A 15,682-nucleotide genomic window follows, 5' to 3' on the forward strand; every position below is an offset into this window, starting at 1 on the left:
GTCGTAGCGACGGAGGGGTACCGGTTTGCGTCTGAGGAGAATAACGCTTCGTACAGGTGCTGCTACACCGAGTTGCTCAAATCACCGATTGCGTCGCATCTGTAGCCGTTTGATGCCGAGTCAAGTTTCGCAAACTGATCGGTTGTTGACCGGAACGATGCCGGTTTCGGTGAGTAACGGGCCGTGTTGAAATGGCCGCGGCATAATTCGGGCGCGCGGGACGGGGATCGGACGGAGCGGTGTGGCGGGATGCGGCCGTGCGGCTACCGGCGGCGCCGGCTCAGGGCGATGGCCGCCGCGGTCCCGCCGGCGACCGCGCCCACGCCCGCCGCGGCCGGAATGCCGACCTTCGCGGCCTTGCGGCCGGTGCGGTAGTCGCGCAGGCGCCAGTCCTTCTCGCGGGCGTGCCTGCGCAGCTTGGCGTCCGGGTTGATGGCGTAGGGGTGGCCGACCAGGGACAGCATGGGGATGTCGTTGTGGCTGTCGCTGTAGGCCGCGCAGCGAGAGAGGTCCAGGCCCTCCCCGGCGGCCAGGGCGCGCACCGCCTCCGCCTTGGCCGGCCCGTGCAGCGGCTCGCCGACCAGCCGGCCGGTGTAGACGCCGTCGACGGACTCGGCGACCGTGCCGAGCGCGCCGGTCAGGCCGAGGCGGCGGGCGATCACCTGGGCGATCTCGACCGGGGCCGCGGTGACCAGCCACACCTTCTGCCCGGCGTCCAGGTGGGCCTGGGCGAGGGCGCGGGTGCCGGGCCAGATGCGGTCGGCCATGTACTCGTCGTAGATCTCCTCGCCGATCGACTCCAGCTCGGCGACCCGGTGGCCCTTGACGATCGACAGCGCCGAGTCGCGGGCGTCCTGCATGTGCTCGGGGTCCTCGACACCGGCCAGCCGGAACCACGCCTGCTGCCAGGCGAACCTGGCGAGGTCGCGGGTCTCGAAGAACTTCCGCTTGTACAGTCCCCGGCCGAAGTGGAACAGCGCGGCGCCCTGCATGACCGTGTTGTCGAGGTCGAAGAAGGCGGCGGCCCTGTCGTCGCCGATCACCGGGAACTGCGGTTCCTCCGGCGTGGCGCGCGGCGCCTCCTGCGAGGACTTGCGTGCGGCCTCCGCCGAGGCCTCGCCTGCCAACACGCTCCGCGCCGTGGCGGAGCGCCTACGGGGAGTGAGCCATCCGAGAGCGGCCATGACGTGAGCATAGCCAGTCTGTTCGGTGGTTCCGGCGTCGTGAGGTTGGCGCGGTGTGAACTCTGCACGACCGGGTCGTTAAAGGAGCGATCCGGAACGGGCGCGGAGCGCGCGAGAATGGCCGGCATGAGTCCCCTCTTCCGACGCAGGTCCGAGCCGCGCGCGCGGCTCGTCACGCTCGTCCGCAAGCCCGGCTGTCATCTGTGCGACGACGCGCAGGTGGTGGTCGAGAAGGTGTGCGGTGACCTCGGTGTGCCGTGGGAGCCGAAGGACATCACCGAGGACCGGGAGCTGTACGACCGCTACTGGGAGCAGATCCCGGTCGTGCTGATCGACGGCGAGCAGCACACCTTCTGGCGCGTGAACGAGGAGCGGCTGCGGCGGGCACTGACCGAGTAGTCCAAACTGGCCGGAAAGTCGCTTAGGATCGACGGCGGTTTGGTCTCGGGGGCGGGATTCGTGAGGAGTGTGTGCGGTTTTGCCCCCAGTAACGAAGGAACGGCGGTGCGTATGCACCGGTTCCTGCCAAGGGTGCGAAACCCGCGTGACCCCGGTCACTTCTGCCGGGCAAATCGGACACCATCTTTGTGCACGCGTTCACAAAGACATAGCCTGCTGTCGACGGGGCGGTCTGGGGACGTATGACCGCCTGCAGCCCCGCTCTACCCGCAGGAGCACCGTGGCAACTGGCCGAACACACCGACCGGCGACCCGTAGCCGAGGGATTCCCGAGGCCACCGTCGCCCGGCTTCCGCTGTACCTCCGAGCCCTGACCGCACTGTCGGAGCGCTCGGTCCCCACGGTCTCCTCCGAGGAGCTGGCCGCGGCGGCGGGGGTCAACTCCGCCAAGCTGCGCAAGGACTTCTCCTACCTGGGCTCCTACGGAACGCGCGGTGTCGGCTACGACGTGGAGTATCTCGTCTACCAGATCTCCCGCGAACTCGGCCTGACCCAGGACTGGCCGGTTGTGATCGTCGGTATCGGTAACCTCGGCGCCGCCCTGGCCAACTACGGCGGTTTCGCCTCCCGTGGCTTCCGGGTCGCCGCGCTGATCGACGCCGACCCGGCGATGGCCGGCAAGCCGGTCGCCGGCATCCCCGTCCAGCACACGGACGACCTCGAAAAGATCATCAAGGACAACGGCGTCTCGATCGGCGTGATCGCGACCCCCGCCGGTGCCGCCCAGCAGGTCTGCGACCGGCTCGTGGCCGCCGGTGTGACCTCCATCCTGAACTTCGCGCCCACCGTGCTGTCCGTCCCGGACGGCGTGGACGTGCGCAAGGTCGACCTCTCGATCGAACTCCAGATCCTCGCCTTCCACGAGCAGCGCAAGGCCGGTGAGGAGACCGCCGCGGGCGACGGCGCGCTGCCCGCCACCACCCGCGAGGAGTCCGCCGACCAGGGACCGGACGGGGACGTCCCCGCCGTGATGCCGGCATGAGCCTCCTCGTCGTCGGACTGAGCCACCGCAGCGCACCGGTCAGCGTGCTGGAGCGGGCCACGCTGAGCGCGGACGCCCAGGTCAAGCTGGTGCAGGACACGGTCGCTGCCGAGCCCGCCACCGAGGCAGCGGTACTCGCCACCTGCAACCGCATCGAGCTGTACGCCGACGTGGACAAGTTCCACGCCGGTGTCGCCGAGCTGTCCACGCTGCTCGCCCGGCACAGCGGCGTCGGCCTGGAAGAGCTGACTCCCTACCTGTACGTGCACTACGAGGACCGGGCCGTCCACCACCTGTTCTCGGTGGCCTGCGGGCTGGACTCGATGGTCGTCGGCGAGGGGCAGATCCTCGGCCAGATCAAGGACTCCCTGGCCCGTGCCCAGGACCTGCACTCCGCCGGCAAGCTGCTGAACGACCTGTTCCAGCAGGCCCTCAGGGTCGGCAAGCGCGCCCACTCCGAGACCGGCATCGACCGCGCCGGCCAGTCCCTGGTCACCTTCGGCCTGGAGCAGCTGGCCGCGGGCGGGGACGTCCAGGACTGGGCGAGCGGCCGCACGGCGCTGGTCATCGGCGCGGGGTCGATGTCGTCCCTGGCCGCCGCGACCCTCGCCCGCGCCGGGGTCGCCGAGGTCGTCGTCGCCAACCGCACCTTCGACCGCGCCGAGCGGCTCGCCCGAATCCTCACCGAGGAAGGGGACACCGAGGTGACCGCCCGCGCGGTGCGGATGGACGCCGTTGCCGCCGAGCTGACACGTGCCGACGTCGTCGTCTCCTGTACCGGGGCGACGGGTCTGGTGCTCACGGCGGAGGCGGTCGCGCAGGCGGTCGAGGGCCGCACCGGGCGGCCCGTCGCCGACACCGGCGTCACGGCCGTGCGGCCCGCGAGCCCGCCGCGGTCCACCGGCGTCGGGGCCGACGAGAACTGCCCGCTGGACCTGGCCGCCGTACAGCCCGGCTTCTCCGTCATGGGCGAGGCGGCCGTGGCCGGCATGGACGCGGCCACCCTGGAGCAGCACGCGGCCTGGGTGGACAAGGGCACGACGGTGGACCGCCGGGAGCGCCGTACGCCCGAGGCGGACGCCGAGCTGATCACCGCGCTCGCCGCGACCGTGGCCACCGTCGGCCGGATCCCCGAGCGGCGCAAGCCCGAGCCGGTCGCCGAGCGGCCCGCGCCCAGCTTCTTCCTGCTCGACCTCGCCATGCCCCGCGACATCGACGCGGCCGTGCACCGGCTGGCCGGGGTCCGCCTGGTGGACATCGAGTCGCTCGCGGAGGCCTCCGCCGACGCGCCGATGGCGGCCGACGTCGACCAGGTCCGGCGTATCGTCTCCGACGAGGTCGCGGCCTTCGGCGCGGCACAGCGGGCGGCGCACATCACGCCGACCGTGGTGGCGCTGCGCACCATGGCCGCCGACGTCGTCGCCAGTGAGATCGCCCGCCTCGACGGCCGCCTGCCCGACCTGGACGAACGCCAGCGCGGCGAGATCCGCCAGGCCGTGCACCGGGTCGTCGACAAGCTGCTGCACGCGCCGACCGTACGGGTCAAGCAACTCGCGGCCGAGCCCGGCGGCGCGGGGTACGCGGACGCGCTGCGCACCCTGTTCGACCTCGACCCCGAGACGGTCGCCGCCGTCTCCCGGGCCGTGGACAGCACACAGACGAAGGACCGACCGGCATGACTGAGAAGGCTTTGAGGCTGGGGACCAGGCGGAGCAAGCTCGCCATGGCCCAGTCCGGCCAGGTGGCGGAGGCCGTCCACCGGGTGACCGGGCGGCCCGTCGAGCTGGTCGAGATCACCACGTACGGCGATGTCTCCCGGGAGGCGCTCGCGCAGATCGGCGGCACCGGCGTGTTCGTCACGGCGCTGCGCGACGCGCTCCTCAGGGGCGAGGTGGACTTCGCGGTTCATTCGCTCAAGGACCTGCCGACCGCGCAGCCCGAGGAACTGGTCCTGGCCGCCGTACCGGTGCGCGAGGACCCCAGGGACGTGATCGTCGCGCGGGACGCGCTGAAGTTCACCGACCTGCCGCGCGGGGCGCGCATCGGCACCGGTGCGCCGCGCCGCATGGCGCAGCTGAACGCGTACGCCCGCGCCCACGGCCTGGACATCGAGACGGTCCCGATACGGGGCAACGTCGACACCCGCATCGGGTACGTCCGTGACGGCGAGCTGGACGCGGTCGTGCTGGCCGCCGCCGGCCTCAACCGGATCGGCCGGATCGACGAGGCGACCGACTTCCTGTCGGTCGACACGGTTCTGCCCGCCCCCGGCCAGGGGGCACTGGCGATCGAGTGTGCCGCGGGCAACGCGGAACTGATCGCCGCGCTCGGCGAACTCGACGACCCGTTCACGCGGGCCGCCGTGACCGCCGAACGGTCACTGCTCGCCGCCCTGGAGGCCGGTTGCAGCGCCCCTGTGGGCGCGCTGGCCGACCTTCCCCCACTCTCGGCTCCGTTCGAGCGGGGGGACCCCCAGGCCGACAGGCAGATTGTCAAGGAAATGCGCCTGCGCGGCGTCGTCGGCACCACCGACGGCACCCGCATGGTGCAGCTGTCCACCACCGGTCCCGTGCCCCAGACGCACGACCAGGCGTGGGCACTCGGTCGCGAACTCGCCACCGAGATGCTCGCCCAGGGCGCGGCCGGTCTGATGGGGGAGCGAGCACATTGAGCCCCACCGCCCTTCCTGCCGCCGGTCCGGAACACGGGCACGTCACCTTCCTCGGTGCCGGACCCGGAGATCCGGGACTGCTGACTCTGCGCGCCGTGGAGGCGCTGTCGCACGCGGACGTCCTGGTCGCCGAGCACGAGGTGCTCGACGTGATCCGGACGCACGCCCGACAGGGCGTCTCCGTGGTGCCGACGGACGCGGACTCCTCAGCGGTGTCCCCGCCGGGCACGGGCACGCCCCAGCTGACGGTCGTTGACGGCACGTCAACACCCGCCGCTGTCCCGGCTGCTGCCCGGGATGCCGCTCATCTTGTCATGGAGGCTGCGCGGGGCGGCAGGCGGGTGGTCCGTGCGGTGTCCGGGGACCCGGGACTTGATACGTACGCGGCGGAGGAAATGCTCGCCTGCGCCGCCGCCGGGGTGCCCTTCGAGGTCGTCCCCGGTGTCGCGGCGGCGGTCGGCGTGCCCGCGTACGCCGGTGTGCCGCTGCGGGACGCGCAGGGTGCGGACGTCCGGTTCGTGGACGCCCGTACGGCCTCGGACCGCTGCTGGACGGAGGTCGGCGCCTCCGACGGCACGGTCGTCGTGTCCACCACCCTGGACTCGGTGGCCGCGGCGGCGGGCGAACTGGTCTCGGCGGGCCGCAAGCCCGACACCCCGCTGACGGTGACGGTCGCCGGTACGACGACCCGGCAGCGGACCTGGACCGCGACCCTCGGCACGATCGCCCAGACCCTGAAGCAGGCGAAGGTGCTGCCGTCCCCCGACGGCGGCCGGCCGGTGATAGCCGTGGTCGGCGAGCGCAGCGCCGCCGCCCGGCGCGACCAGCTGTCGTGGTTCGAGTCCAAGCCGCTGTTCGGCTGGAAGGTGCTCGTGCCGCGCACGAAGGAGCAGGCGGCATCGCTCTCCGACCAGCTGCGGTCCTACGGTGCCGTGCCGCACGAGGTCCCGACGATCGCGGTGGAGCCCCCGCGGACGCCCCAGCAGATGGAGCGGGCGGTCAAGGGCCTGGTGACGGGCCGGTACGAGTGGATCGCGTTCACCTCCGTCAACGCGGTGAAGGCGGTCCGGGAGAAGTTCGAGGAGTACGGCCTGGACGCCCGCGCCTTCGCGGGCATCAAGGTGGCCGCGGTGGGCGAGCAGACCGCCAAGGCGCTGATCGCCTTCGGTGTGAAGCCCGACCTGGTGCCGAGCGGCGAGCAGTCGGCGGCCGGCCTCCTGGAGGACTGGCCCCCCTACGACCCGGTGTTCGACCCGATCGACCGCGTCTTCCTGCCCCGGGCCGACATCGCCACCGAGACCCTGGTCGCCGGTCTGATCGAGCTGGGCTGGGAGGTCGACGACGTCACGGCCTACCGGACCGTGCGCGCGTCGCCGCCGCCGGCGGAGACCCGGGAGGCGATCAAGGGCGGCGGCTTCGACGCGGTCCTCTTCACCTCGTCGTCCACGGTCCGGAACCTGGTCGGCATCGCGGGCAAGCCGCACAACGTGACGGTGATCGCGTGCATCGGCCCGGCCACGGCCAAGACGGCCGAGGAACACGGTCTGCGGGTGGACGTGATGGCTCCGGAGCCGTCCGTGCACAAGCTGGCCGAGGCCCTGGCCGACTTCGGCATGAAGCGACGGGCCGCCGCGCTGGAGGCGGGGGACCCGGTGACCCGGCCGAGCGAGCGGCGGCCGGGGGCCCGGCGGCGGCGGACCACGACGTGAGGGTACGGCCGTAGCGCGGCTGACGAGAGACGGAGCGCCCCGTGCGGGGCGCTCCGTCTGTTTTCCGCCGCTTTTCCGCGGCTGTTGCGGGAGTCCGGACGGCGGAACTAGCCTGGCATCTGTCTAACAGTGTTAGTGACCGGCGTGTGGCCGGCACCGACGAAGGGGGACCGGTGACGCTTGAGGCTTCCGCTCCGATCGGCCTGCCGGGCGGGCCGTACGACCCGCCGCACGCCCGGCTGCTCGCCCTCGCGGCCGCCAAGTGGGCGGCCCAGCCCATCGCGGTCCTCGCCGAAATGGGCATCGCCGACGCCCTGGCCGACGGCCCGCGGACCCTGGCGGACCTGGCGGCCGCCGTCGAGGCCCAGCCGTCCGCGTTACGGCGGTGCCTGCGCGCGGCGGCCTGTGTGGGCGTCTTCGCCGAGCAGGAGGACGGGCGCTGGAGCCTGACCCCGATGGCGGACTGTCTGCGCCGCGACGCGGCCACCCCGATCCGCAACTGGGTGCTCATGCTCACCCGGGGTCCCATGTGGGACTCCTTCGGCAAGCTGGCCGAGACCGTGCGCACCGGCCGGTCCGCCTTCGAGGTCGCCCACGGCACGCCGTTGTTCGACTACCTCGACAAGGACGACGCGTTCCGCGAGGTCTACGAGTCGGCCATGGGCGAGCTGACCGGTGAACTCGCGGCGGAGCTGGCCGACGTCGTCGACTTCGGCCGCTACGGCACCCTGGTCGACCTCGGCGGCGGCGACGGCGCCCTCCTCGGGAACCTGCTCGCCCGGTACCCGGACTGCCGGGGGGTCCTGGTCGAGCGGCCCCGGGTGATCGAACTCGCCCGCCCTCGGCTGACCGCGCTCGGGGTCGCCGACCGGGTCCGGCTGGTGCCCGGTGACGCCACCGCCGAGGTGCCCGCCGGAGGCGACGCCTACCTGGTGAAGAACATGCTGCACTGCTTCGACGACGACACGGCCCTCGCCGTGCTGCGCCGGGTGCGCGCGGCGGGCGGCGCGGACGCCACGCTCTTCGTCGTCGAGGCGGTCGTACCGCCCGGCAACGACTTCCACTGGGCCAAGCTCATCGACATCGAGATGCTCGCCGACAACGACGGGCGTGAGCGCACCGAGGAGGAGTGGCGGGAGCTGCTGCACGCGGCCGGATTCGCCCTGGACCGCGTGTGCGCCACCACCCCGCCGCAGTCGGTGCTGATAGCCCGGCCGCTGCCCGGCTGATCGCCCGGCCACCCGGTCCGGCATCCCCGCACCACCGTCCGATCCGACACGAGGAGGACCCGTCATGCGCGCACCCTGGAAGGGCGACCCCGTCGAACGCGCCCGCAACCGTGCCCGGCAGCGCGTGCTGCAGGAGCAGCAGGACGCCGAGCAGGCCCGCAACCGCGAACGCCAGGAACGACAGCAGGCCGAGCGGGACGAACGCCAGCGGCGGCAGCAGTCCCGCTCGGACGACGACTGAGACGGCGTCTGAGAACGCCGTCCGGGACGAGGACTGACCGGCCCGCGGCTCCCCGGCGCGTCCGGTGGCTCCGGGCCGGCTCAGCCGGCGGGGGAGTCGCCGGGCGCCGCCGCGGCGCCGCCCGCGCTGTCCAGGCGGGCCCGAAGACCGTCCAGGAGGCGGTCCAGGCCGTAGTCGAAGCGGGCCTCGATGTCGGGGCGGGCCAGCTGGTCGCCGACCGCGACGACGTTCGGGTACTCCTCCGCGGGCAGCTTCGCGAGCCGCTCCCGGACCTCCTCCAGGAACTCCATCCGGTCCGTGCCGCGGGCCACGTCCGCCGACAGCGGGGACGTCTCGTGCAGCACGAAACCCTGTACGTACTGGGTCAGCACGTACAGCGAGTAGGCGGTGTCCTGCCCGCTGAAGCCCGCCCGGCGCAGCGGGCCCAGGATGACCTCGGCGTGGTGCAGGAAGTGCGGCCCGAGCTGGAGCCGGCCGGCCAGCACCTTGCCCGAGTCCCGCTTGCCCAGCAGGTACTTGCGGTAGGCCCGCATCATGTCCCGCAGCTCGGTCTGCCAGTCGCCGTCCTCGCGCACCAGCGGGTCCAGCCGCAGATCGGCCAGGAGCGCGTCGGCGAGCAGGTCGAGCAGCTCCTCCTTGTTGCGCACGTACCAGTACAAGGACGGTGCCTGGATGGACAGTTCGTCGGCGAGCCGGCGCATCGACAGTGCTTCCAGCCCGTCGCGCTGGAGAGTGCGCAGCGCGGCGGCGGTGACGGCGTCGAGCGTGATCGACGGACGGGAGGCCCGTCCGGCCGTGCGTCCGGCGCGCTGACCTGCCATGCGCCGACTCCCTCCTGTGCGGCCCGGAACGGGCCGAGCGCCCTGTGCTGACGCCTCTCGTGCGTCCCTAATAATGTTAGAGAATGGTAGAGGACGCGGTTGGCGGAAAGTCGACGGAAGTCCGCGGCGTCACCGCAGATGCGGGAGGACCTCCTCGGTGAACAGACGGAAGCTGCGTTCCATCGTCGGCCCGTCCTGCCCGCCGAAGTCCACCTGCCACAGGAAGGTGTCGACGGACAGGAACTCCTTCAGCCGCCGGGCTCGTTCGAGTACGGTCGCCGGCGAGCCGACGACGGCCGTGCCGAGGCTGCGGAAGTCGGCGATGTCGAGGTTGCGCAGCGTCAGCGCCATCTGCGAGTACGTCGGGTAGTCCTTGGACGAGGTGTTCATCCAGGCCTCGGCGGCCTCCGCCCACACCGCCAGGTACTCCCGCAGCAGCGGGTCGGCGACCCGGTACGCCTCGTCGTCGGTCTCCGCCACGTACAGCGGGATCGACACCGCGACCCGCGGGCGTGGGGCGCCGGGGGCGTCGCCGTGCACATCCGCGAAGGTGTCCAGGTAGACGTCCACCAGGTCCCGCACGCCCGCGAGGTCCTCGCTGCGCGGCGGCGGGGTCACCAGCAGTCCGAACCCCTGCTCGGCGAGCCAGGCGAAGCTCTGCCGGGAGCGCACCGCGGCACCCCACACGGGCGGGTGCGGCCGCTGCACGGGCGCCGGCAGGGAGGTGACCTCGCGGAAGGAGAAGAACGGGCTGTCGACGGTGACCTTCTCCTCGGTCCACAGGCGCCGTACGGCGGCGATGGTGTCGGTGAACCGGTCCCGGCTCTCGTCCATCGGGACGCCGAACGCGGCGAACTCGTACGGCAGCCAGGCCCGGGCGAACCCCACCTCCAGCCGGCCGCCGCTGAGCGCGTCCACCATGCCGGTGTGCGCGGCGATTTGGATCGGGTGGTGGAAGGCGGGCAGGACGCATCCGGTCATCAGCCGGATCCGCGAGGTCTGCGCGGCCACCGCGGCGAGGAAGGTCAGCGGACTGGGACAGTAGCCGCCGTACTCCTTCAGGTAGTGCTCGGTGATCTTGACGTAGTCCAGACCGGCCTCGTCCGCGAGCCGGGACAGGCGCAGGACGTCGGTGTAGTACTCCTGGGCCGGGCGGGTGGCGGGGCGGCAGTCGGGCAGCAGTGAGATGCCGTGTTTCACGGTCGGCGGCTCCTCTCGGTCGGTATCAGCAGGGCGAGGTAGGCGGCGTCGGCGGTCAGCAGGGGCGCCACCGAGCCGGTGCGCCAGAACAGAGCGGCGTGCACGGCTGGGACCAGCACGGCGGGCACCCAGGTCTCCGGCGCCCGGCGCCGTCCGGCCGGGGCGTCGCGCAGCCGTACGGCCGTGTGGGCGGCGGCGGCCGCGGTCACGGCGGTCACGGCACCGGCGCCGGCGAGGGCGGGGACGAGTGCGGCCCGGAAGGACAGCTCGTCGCACACCGCGACCGCGACCAGCACGCCGGCACCCCACCACGGGACGGCCCGCACGGAGGCCCGCGCCTCCTCGGCCGCGTGTCCCCGGGCGAGCCCCAGCCAGTGCGTGCGGCCGACGGCACTGGCGGGCCGGCGCTCCGCGGCCCGTGCCGTCACCGCACCGGCGGGCCGGCGGTCCACGGTCCGTGCCGCTGCCGCGCCGGCGGGCCGCAGCCGCGCCGGGCGACCGCCCGGCCGGTCCCCGTGCGCACGGCCGGCGCGGTCCGCGGGGCCACGGCCGGCGGAGAAAGAGGGCGTTTCGAGGCGACGGCCCCGCCGCCCGCCCGTCCGGGCGACGCCCGCGCCGAGACGTGCCAGGGCCGTCCCGGCGCCCGCGCCGAGGCGTGTCAGGATCGTCGTGACGCCCGCGCCGAGCCGTCCCGCGAGGGTCGCCAGCCGTGTCCCGCGCAGTGCGTCCGCGGTGTCCGCCGCCACGCTCGCCGCGAAGGCCGCGGTGGCGAACTCGCCGCACCCCAGGGCGATCCCGGAGGCGGCGAGGGCGAGGCCGGTGCCGTTCGGCAGGGCCGACGGCGGGCGCAGCAGGCCCAGACAGACGGCCGCGACGAGGACGGCGCACCCGGCGGCGCAGCCGGCGGCGGCCCGGGCGAGCGGATGCGGCCAGGAGCGCCGGCCAGGTGCCCAGCGGCGCCGCAGCCGGGTGAGGCAGGGGACAAGGACGCCGTACGCACCCGCCGTCACCACCGCCAGGACCCCTGCCGTGACCGCCCCGCTCACGGCGTCACCGCCCGGCTCCCGGCGGAGCGCACGGTGTTCTGGTAGCGCCAGATCCGCAGGTTGAACAGGGCGTGCACGGTGATCGCGCCGAGGACGTCACCGGTGGCCAGGGTGAGGGCGAGGCCGGCGAGTGCCAGCGGGAGCTTCGCCGCCACCTGGGTCCAGCCGAAGAACAGGTGGGACAGCGCGAAGGCGGCCGTGGCCAGTGTGAGGACCGCGATCCGCACGGCCCATCCGGTCAGGGCCATGGCCTCCCCGGTGAGCACCCCGCGGAACACGCACTCCTCCAGTGCCCCCACGGCCACCAGCCACCCCGGTGGCAGCGCCACGTCGGTGTCGCGGTGGCTGGGAGTCCACCGCCGCTCGGTGGTGCCGGCCGTCCGGGCACCGGCGACCCGCGCGGCCAGGCCCACCGCCCGGGTGGTCCGGACGGCCCGGGGCGGTCCGGCCGGTGGCGCGGACCGGGCGGCGCGGCGCCCGAGCCGCCGGGTGATCGCCGTGTCGGCGGCCGCCACCGGCGCCGCGAGCACGGCTCCGGCGAGCGGTCCGGCGGCCAGCCCCCAGACGGGCCCCCGGTACAGCGCCGCCGGCCCGAGGACCAGCAGCCCGTAGCCGGTGACCACGGCGAGCACAGCCGCGTACACGTGCAGGGTGTGCACGCCCCGCCGGTCGAGGAACCGCACGTGCAGGTGGGAGGCGAGCGCCAGGCTCGACAGCGCGCACAGCGCCAGCGCCACCGCCGACGCCGCACGCAGCTCAGGGATATGGATGAGGGACGTCATCGGTGAAGCCCCCGTAGTCGGCGAACCGGGGATGGGCGGCCGGTACGGCGCTGGGCAGCGGCAGGCTCACGGTGTCCGGCGACCACACGCGCATCGCGTGGAAACCGAGCGCGCGCAGGTCACGGGTGGTCAGATCGCCGAAGTAGAGCCGCTTGCCCGAGGAGGCGAAGGCGTCGACGAGGGTGCGGACCGCCTCCCGGACCTCGCGGTCGTCGTCGGGCGGCAGCTGGGACGCCGGCTGCTCGGTGTGCCGGGCGAAGCGTTCCTCCACGATCCGCGCGCCCTCTTCGGTGGCGTACCGGCCGACGTTGCCCTCCAGGTCGTAGATCGCCTCGTCCGGTGCGGCGCCCGTCACCGCCTGTTCCACGGCGACCCAGGCGGCGAGCCACTGCACGCCCGCCGCCTCCAGCAGCGCCCGGTACATCGCCCGGGGCAGCGAGGCGCCGCTGCCCAGGCCGATGGCGGTGCGCGGGACGAGTCCGGACGGCTGGCGCAGCAGGCAGGCGATGGTGAAGCCGGGCAGGTCGGGGCTGGGCAGGAGGTGGAACTCCGGCCGGGGCGCGGAGTCCGGGAAGTAGGTGTCCACCAGGGCGTCGAGGTGCCGGGTGCGGGCGTCGGGACGGATCAGCACGCTCTCGGTACGGCCGTACCAGTGGCCCATCGCCGCGTCCACCTGCACCACCTCTTCCAGCGCCGCGCGCAGCGCGGCCTGCGGGGTGGTGTGGGTGGCGGTGCCGGTGGTGACCGCCGGCAGCGTCCAGGGCTCGTCGGCCTCGCGGACGTAGCCGAGCAGGAACCGTTGCGCGGGCACCCAGCACGGTCCGTCGCCGGTCAGGGAGTCGACGAGCAGCCAGCCGAAGGGCGCGTCGGTGTGGAACGGCTGGAACGGGAAACCCTCGCGGGCGTACTGCTCCTCGGTGAAGAGCCGGAACGCGGACTCCGGCAGGACCGGTTCACCCGCCTGCGCGAGCGCGGTGCGGCTGGTGTGCCGCTGTGTGAAGCGGCCGTCGAGCGCGGCGGCGTAGCCCGCGTAGCGCTCCAGGGTCTCGGCGAGGGAACGGATGTGGCTTTCGAACGGAAAGATGCCGTAGCCGCCGATGTGGTAGCTGCCGGCCTTCGGTGCCGGCTGGTTCTGGCGGACGTGCACGCCGGTCATGTCGGCGGTGCCGACCAGCAGCCGGGGGCCGTCCGGGTAGCGGGTGAGGAACCCCATGGAGGTGGTCAGGCCGCAGAGCGGGCCGTGCATCCGCTCGCGCAGCCGGTGGACGCGCACCTCCTCGTCCTGGTGGAGGCGGAGCCGCATCAGTCCTCCAGCCAGGTGCGCGGGTCGAAGTGCAGCGTCTGGTCGTCCCGTTCGGGTACGGCACCGCAGCCGGGGCAGCCGGGCAGCGGCAGGACCTCCTGGTAGGAGAGTTCCATGCTCGGCAGATAGCAGCCGAGGACCTTCTCGACGGTGAACGTGGTGCCGCAGGCGAGGTAGTTGGTGGCCTCCATCGCCAGGTGCGAGCAGAGCAGCGAGGCCACCGGACCGTACAGGGGCGGCTCGCCGGCCAGCACGGCGGAGCGCGCGAGGGCCTCCTTGTAGCGCTGGTAGGAGGCGCTCTCGCGGAGGTTCATCGTCACGCGGGTCTCGAAGCACTCGAAGCAGGACGAGCGTCCGGCGATCATCGTGGGGCCGACGAACAGGAACGGTCCGTCGATGGCCGCGTACGTCCAGCTGATCCCGGCCGCGCGGGTCAGCCGGTTGAGGAGCTGGGCGCGGACCGGGTCGATGGTCCGCTCGGCCAGCAGAAGGTGCCGGCCGGCCCAGGGGCGCAAGACCTCGGCGGCCTCACCGAAGGCCAGCCCGTCGTGCAGCACGGACGGCGGCAGGCTCTCCAGACGCGCGCGCACCGGGTGGTCGGGGCCGGGTATCCGGATGTCCGGGGCGAGTTCGGCGGGCAGCAGGGCGGCCGTGCGCTCGCACAGCTCGGCGTCGCCGAGCAGGACGACGCCCTCGGCGGCCGGCCGCTCGCCGGGCCCGCCCAGGGCGGCCATGTCGTCCAGGTAGGCGTCCAGGGCGCTGCGCGGCTCCTCCTCGATCGCGTCGAGCCCGTAGAGGTGGTCGACCAGGGCCTCCACCTCGACCCGCGAGACGCCCTCGCGCTTGGCCAGGTCGCGCCGTGAGAGGGTCCCGTCGAGGCCGCTGACCAGGTTGAACAGCTTGCCGGAGCGGGAGTCGTCGGTGAGTGTGTAGGAGCGGGCGTTCCACACGCCGGTGCGCAGTTCCACGACGTCCGGGCTGTGGCCGATGACCGAGAAGGTACGGCGCACGCGCGGCTGCCGGTTGTCAGACATTCGGGGAGAGCCTCTCTGTTACGGGTGGTCCGGTGAGGCGTACGGAGTCAGGGGGCGGGCCGGGCCGTGGCTCAGCCGGCGCCGAGCAGGACCGTGTGCAGCAGCACGCGGTGGGTGCCGTCCAGGCCCATCGCCTCGTGCGCCTCGTCGTCGTAGAAACCGGAGAAGTCCACGCTGCGCAGGCCGAGCGCCGTGGCCGCCAGGTGGGTGTTCTGCGCGATGCCGCCGGCCTCGTGGAACATCGACCGCATGCCGCGCGGCCCGTACTTGCGCATCGCGCGCCAGGGGGTGCCGACCAGCAGGACGATCGCCGCGGCGCGCTCGAAGTCGATCTGGCCGTCCTGCGGGTCGAAGGAGGCGAGGAGCGAGGTCAGGGCGTCGGGGCCGGCCCGGCGGGCGAGGGCGTCCTCCACGGGCAGGTAGCGGTGCAGTCCGGGCTCCAGCCCGTCGACCCGCAGGGCCGCCAGCCACAGCTCGACCGGGTACAGGCCGCCGGCGCTGGGCACGGCACGGAAGCCCATGGTCAGCGGGGTGCCGTCGGTCAGTTCGAGGTCGGCCTCGGCGGTGACCGAACCGGCCAGCCTGACCACGGTGGCCAGCTCGTCCAGAGGGAGCGGCGCGCCGGTGAAGTCACGGTCGCTGCGCCGCTGAAGGATCGTTTCGACCAGGCCGGCCGACGGCTGCGCGCCCTCGGGCAGCGCGGTCCGTGGCGCGCCACGTCGGGGGAGCCGGTCCTGACGGGACTGCACGACCGCCATCACATCGGAGAAGTAATAGCCGATCGAGAGCAGGGAAGCGCGGTCCCACCGCCGCATTCTGGTGGCCAGGAGGAATTCTTCGGCAATCCGGCGAAAGCGTCCGGACGAGAGGTTTTCAAAACGCATTGAATGCGTTTGCAGGGCGACTCCGTCGACCTGTGGGCTCAGTGTACGGTAGGCGCTCGCGGCCACCGACGCCTGAATGACCCGTGCATTATTCGGAGGGCCTGCCTCACCCATGTACGCTCCTTGCGTCAAGGGGC

At 73.1% G+C, this 15,682-nt stretch carries 15 protein-coding genes; 7 read left to right on the forward strand and 8 right to left on the reverse strand.

Going from position 1 to position 15,682, the window contains the following annotated elements; all coding sequences use genetic code 11:
* Positions 1 to 263 precede the first annotated feature (263 nt).
* Positions 264 to 1,184, reverse strand: a complete 921-nt coding sequence (locus S1361_RS22420; protein WP_208033587.1) for an HAD family hydrolase — start codon at positions 1,182 to 1,184, stop codon at positions 264 to 266.
* A 126-nt stretch (positions 1,185 to 1,310) separates the two neighbouring features.
* Between S1361_RS22420 and S1361_RS22425 the strand changes: the two genes are divergently transcribed.
* The 7 genes from S1361_RS22425 (at position 1,311) to S1361_RS22455 (ending at position 8,475) form a co-directional block, all read left to right on the forward strand.
* Positions 1,311 to 1,583 carry a glutaredoxin family protein gene (locus tag S1361_RS22425; protein ID WP_208033588.1) on the forward strand — a complete coding sequence of 91 codons (273 nt, stop codon included), beginning with the start codon at positions 1,311 to 1,313 and terminating at the stop codon, positions 1,581 to 1,583.
* 280 nt (positions 1,584 to 1,863) lie between these two features.
* Positions 1,864 to 2,625 carry a redox-sensing transcriptional repressor Rex gene (locus tag S1361_RS22430; protein WP_208033589.1) on the forward strand — a complete coding sequence of 254 codons (762 nt, stop codon included), beginning with the start codon at positions 1,864 to 1,866 and terminating at the stop codon, positions 2,623 to 2,625.
* Positions 2,622 to 4,304, forward strand: a complete 1,683-nt coding sequence (locus S1361_RS22435; protein WP_208033590.1) for a glutamyl-tRNA reductase — start codon at positions 2,622 to 2,624, stop codon at positions 4,302 to 4,304. The genes S1361_RS22430 and S1361_RS22435 overlap by 4 nt, the downstream gene beginning before the upstream one ends.
* The gene (gene hemC / locus S1361_RS22440; RefSeq protein WP_208033591.1) at positions 4,301 to 5,296 is read left to right on the forward strand and encodes a hydroxymethylbilane synthase; all 996 of its coding nucleotides are present in this window, start codon (positions 4,301 to 4,303) and stop codon (positions 5,294 to 5,296) included. The genes S1361_RS22435 and hemC overlap by 4 nt, the downstream gene beginning before the upstream one ends.
* On the forward strand, positions 5,293 to 7,005 hold the full coding sequence (locus S1361_RS22445; protein ID WP_208033592.1) for a bifunctional uroporphyrinogen-III C-methyltransferase/uroporphyrinogen-III synthase: 1,713 nt from the start codon (positions 5,293 to 5,295) through the stop codon (positions 7,003 to 7,005). The genes hemC and S1361_RS22445 overlap by 4 nt, the downstream gene beginning before the upstream one ends.
* Before the next feature lie 173 nt (positions 7,006 to 7,178).
* Positions 7,179 to 8,234 (forward strand): methyltransferase, encoded by a 1,056-nt coding sequence (locus S1361_RS22450; protein WP_208033593.1) that lies wholly within the window; start codon positions 7,179 to 7,181, stop codon positions 8,232 to 8,234.
* Between the two features lie 64 nt (positions 8,235 to 8,298).
* On the forward strand, positions 8,299 to 8,475 hold the full coding sequence (locus S1361_RS22455) for a hypothetical protein (protein ID WP_208033594.1): 177 nt from the start codon (positions 8,299 to 8,301) through the stop codon (positions 8,473 to 8,475).
* A gap of 80 nt (positions 8,476 to 8,555) precedes the next feature.
* Here S1361_RS22455 and S1361_RS22460 read toward each other — a convergent pair whose 3' ends face one another.
* The 7 genes from S1361_RS22460 to S1361_RS22490 form a co-directional block, all read right to left on the reverse strand.
* The gene (locus tag S1361_RS22460; RefSeq protein WP_208033595.1) at positions 8,556 to 9,296 is read right to left on the reverse strand and encodes a TetR/AcrR family transcriptional regulator C-terminal domain-containing protein; all 741 of its coding nucleotides are present in this window, start codon (positions 9,294 to 9,296) and stop codon (positions 8,556 to 8,558) included.
* A 129-nt stretch (positions 9,297 to 9,425) separates the two neighbouring features.
* Positions 9,426 to 10,496, reverse strand: a complete 1,071-nt coding sequence (locus S1361_RS22465) for an LLM class flavin-dependent oxidoreductase (protein WP_208033596.1) — start codon at positions 10,494 to 10,496, stop codon at positions 9,426 to 9,428.
* Complete coding sequence (locus S1361_RS22470; RefSeq protein WP_208033597.1) at positions 10,493 to 11,542, reverse strand: CPBP family glutamic-type intramembrane protease; 1,050 nt, start codon at positions 11,540 to 11,542, stop codon at positions 10,493 to 10,495. The genes S1361_RS22465 and S1361_RS22470 overlap by 4 nt, the downstream gene beginning before the upstream one ends.
* Positions 11,539 to 12,324: a CPBP family intramembrane glutamic endopeptidase gene (locus S1361_RS22475; RefSeq protein WP_208033598.1), complete on the reverse strand. Its 786-nt coding sequence runs from the start codon at positions 12,322 to 12,324 to the stop codon at positions 11,539 to 11,541. The genes S1361_RS22470 and S1361_RS22475 overlap by 4 nt, the downstream gene beginning before the upstream one ends.
* Positions 12,299 to 13,627, reverse strand: a complete 1,329-nt coding sequence (locus S1361_RS22480; protein WP_208033599.1) for a YcaO-like family protein — start codon at positions 13,625 to 13,627, stop codon at positions 12,299 to 12,301. The genes S1361_RS22475 and S1361_RS22480 overlap by 26 nt, the downstream gene beginning before the upstream one ends.
* On the reverse strand, positions 13,627 to 14,661 hold the full coding sequence (locus tag S1361_RS22485; RefSeq protein WP_208033600.1) for a TOMM precursor leader peptide-binding protein: 1,035 nt from the start codon (positions 14,659 to 14,661) through the stop codon (positions 13,627 to 13,629). Before S1361_RS22485 ends, S1361_RS22480 begins: the two co-directional genes overlap by 1 nt.
* A 71-nt stretch (positions 14,662 to 14,732) precedes the next feature.
* Entirely contained in the window at positions 14,733 to 15,476 is a 744-nt protein-coding gene (locus S1361_RS22490) for a SagB/ThcOx family dehydrogenase (RefSeq protein WP_208033601.1), read from the reverse strand.
* Between the last annotated feature and the right edge of the window lie 206 nt (positions 15,477 to 15,682).

This window comes from Streptomyces cyanogenus, from assembly GCF_017526105.1.
In the GTDB taxonomy this organism is placed as follows: domain Bacteria; phylum Actinomycetota; class Actinomycetes; order Streptomycetales; family Streptomycetaceae; genus Streptomyces; species Streptomyces cyanogenus.

Coding starts and splice junctions, on each gene's coding strand:
- S1361_RS22420 (WP_208033587.1), bottom strand. CDS start 1,184: ATGGCCGCTCTCGGATGGCTCACTCCCCGTAGGCGCTCCGCCACGGCG.
- S1361_RS22425 (WP_208033588.1), top strand. CDS start 1,311: ATGAGTCCCCTCTTCCGACGCAGGTCCGAGCCGCGCGCGCGGCTCGTC.
- S1361_RS22435 (WP_208033590.1), top strand. CDS start 2,622: ATGAGCCTCCTCGTCGTCGGACTGAGCCACCGCAGCGCACCGGTCAGC.
- hemC (WP_208033591.1), top strand. CDS start 4,301: ATGACTGAGAAGGCTTTGAGGCTGGGGACCAGGCGGAGCAAGCTCGCC.
- S1361_RS22455 (WP_208033594.1), top strand. CDS start 8,299: ATGCGCGCACCCTGGAAGGGCGACCCCGTCGAACGCGCCCGCAACCGT.
- S1361_RS22460 (WP_208033595.1), bottom strand. CDS start 9,296: ATGGCAGGTCAGCGCGCCGGACGCACGGCCGGACGGGCCTCCCGTCCG.
- S1361_RS22475 (WP_208033598.1), bottom strand. CDS start 12,324: ATGACGTCCCTCATCCATATCCCTGAGCTGCGTGCGGCGTCGGCGGTG.
- S1361_RS22480 (WP_208033599.1), bottom strand. CDS start 13,627: ATGCGGCTCCGCCTCCACCAGGACGAGGAGGTGCGCGTCCACCGGCTG.
- S1361_RS22485 (WP_208033600.1), bottom strand. CDS start 14,661: ATGTCTGACAACCGGCAGCCGCGCGTGCGCCGTACCTTCTCGGTCATC.
- S1361_RS22490 (WP_208033601.1), bottom strand. CDS start 15,476: ATGCGGCGGTGGGACCGCGCTTCCCTGCTCTCGATCGGCTATTACTTC.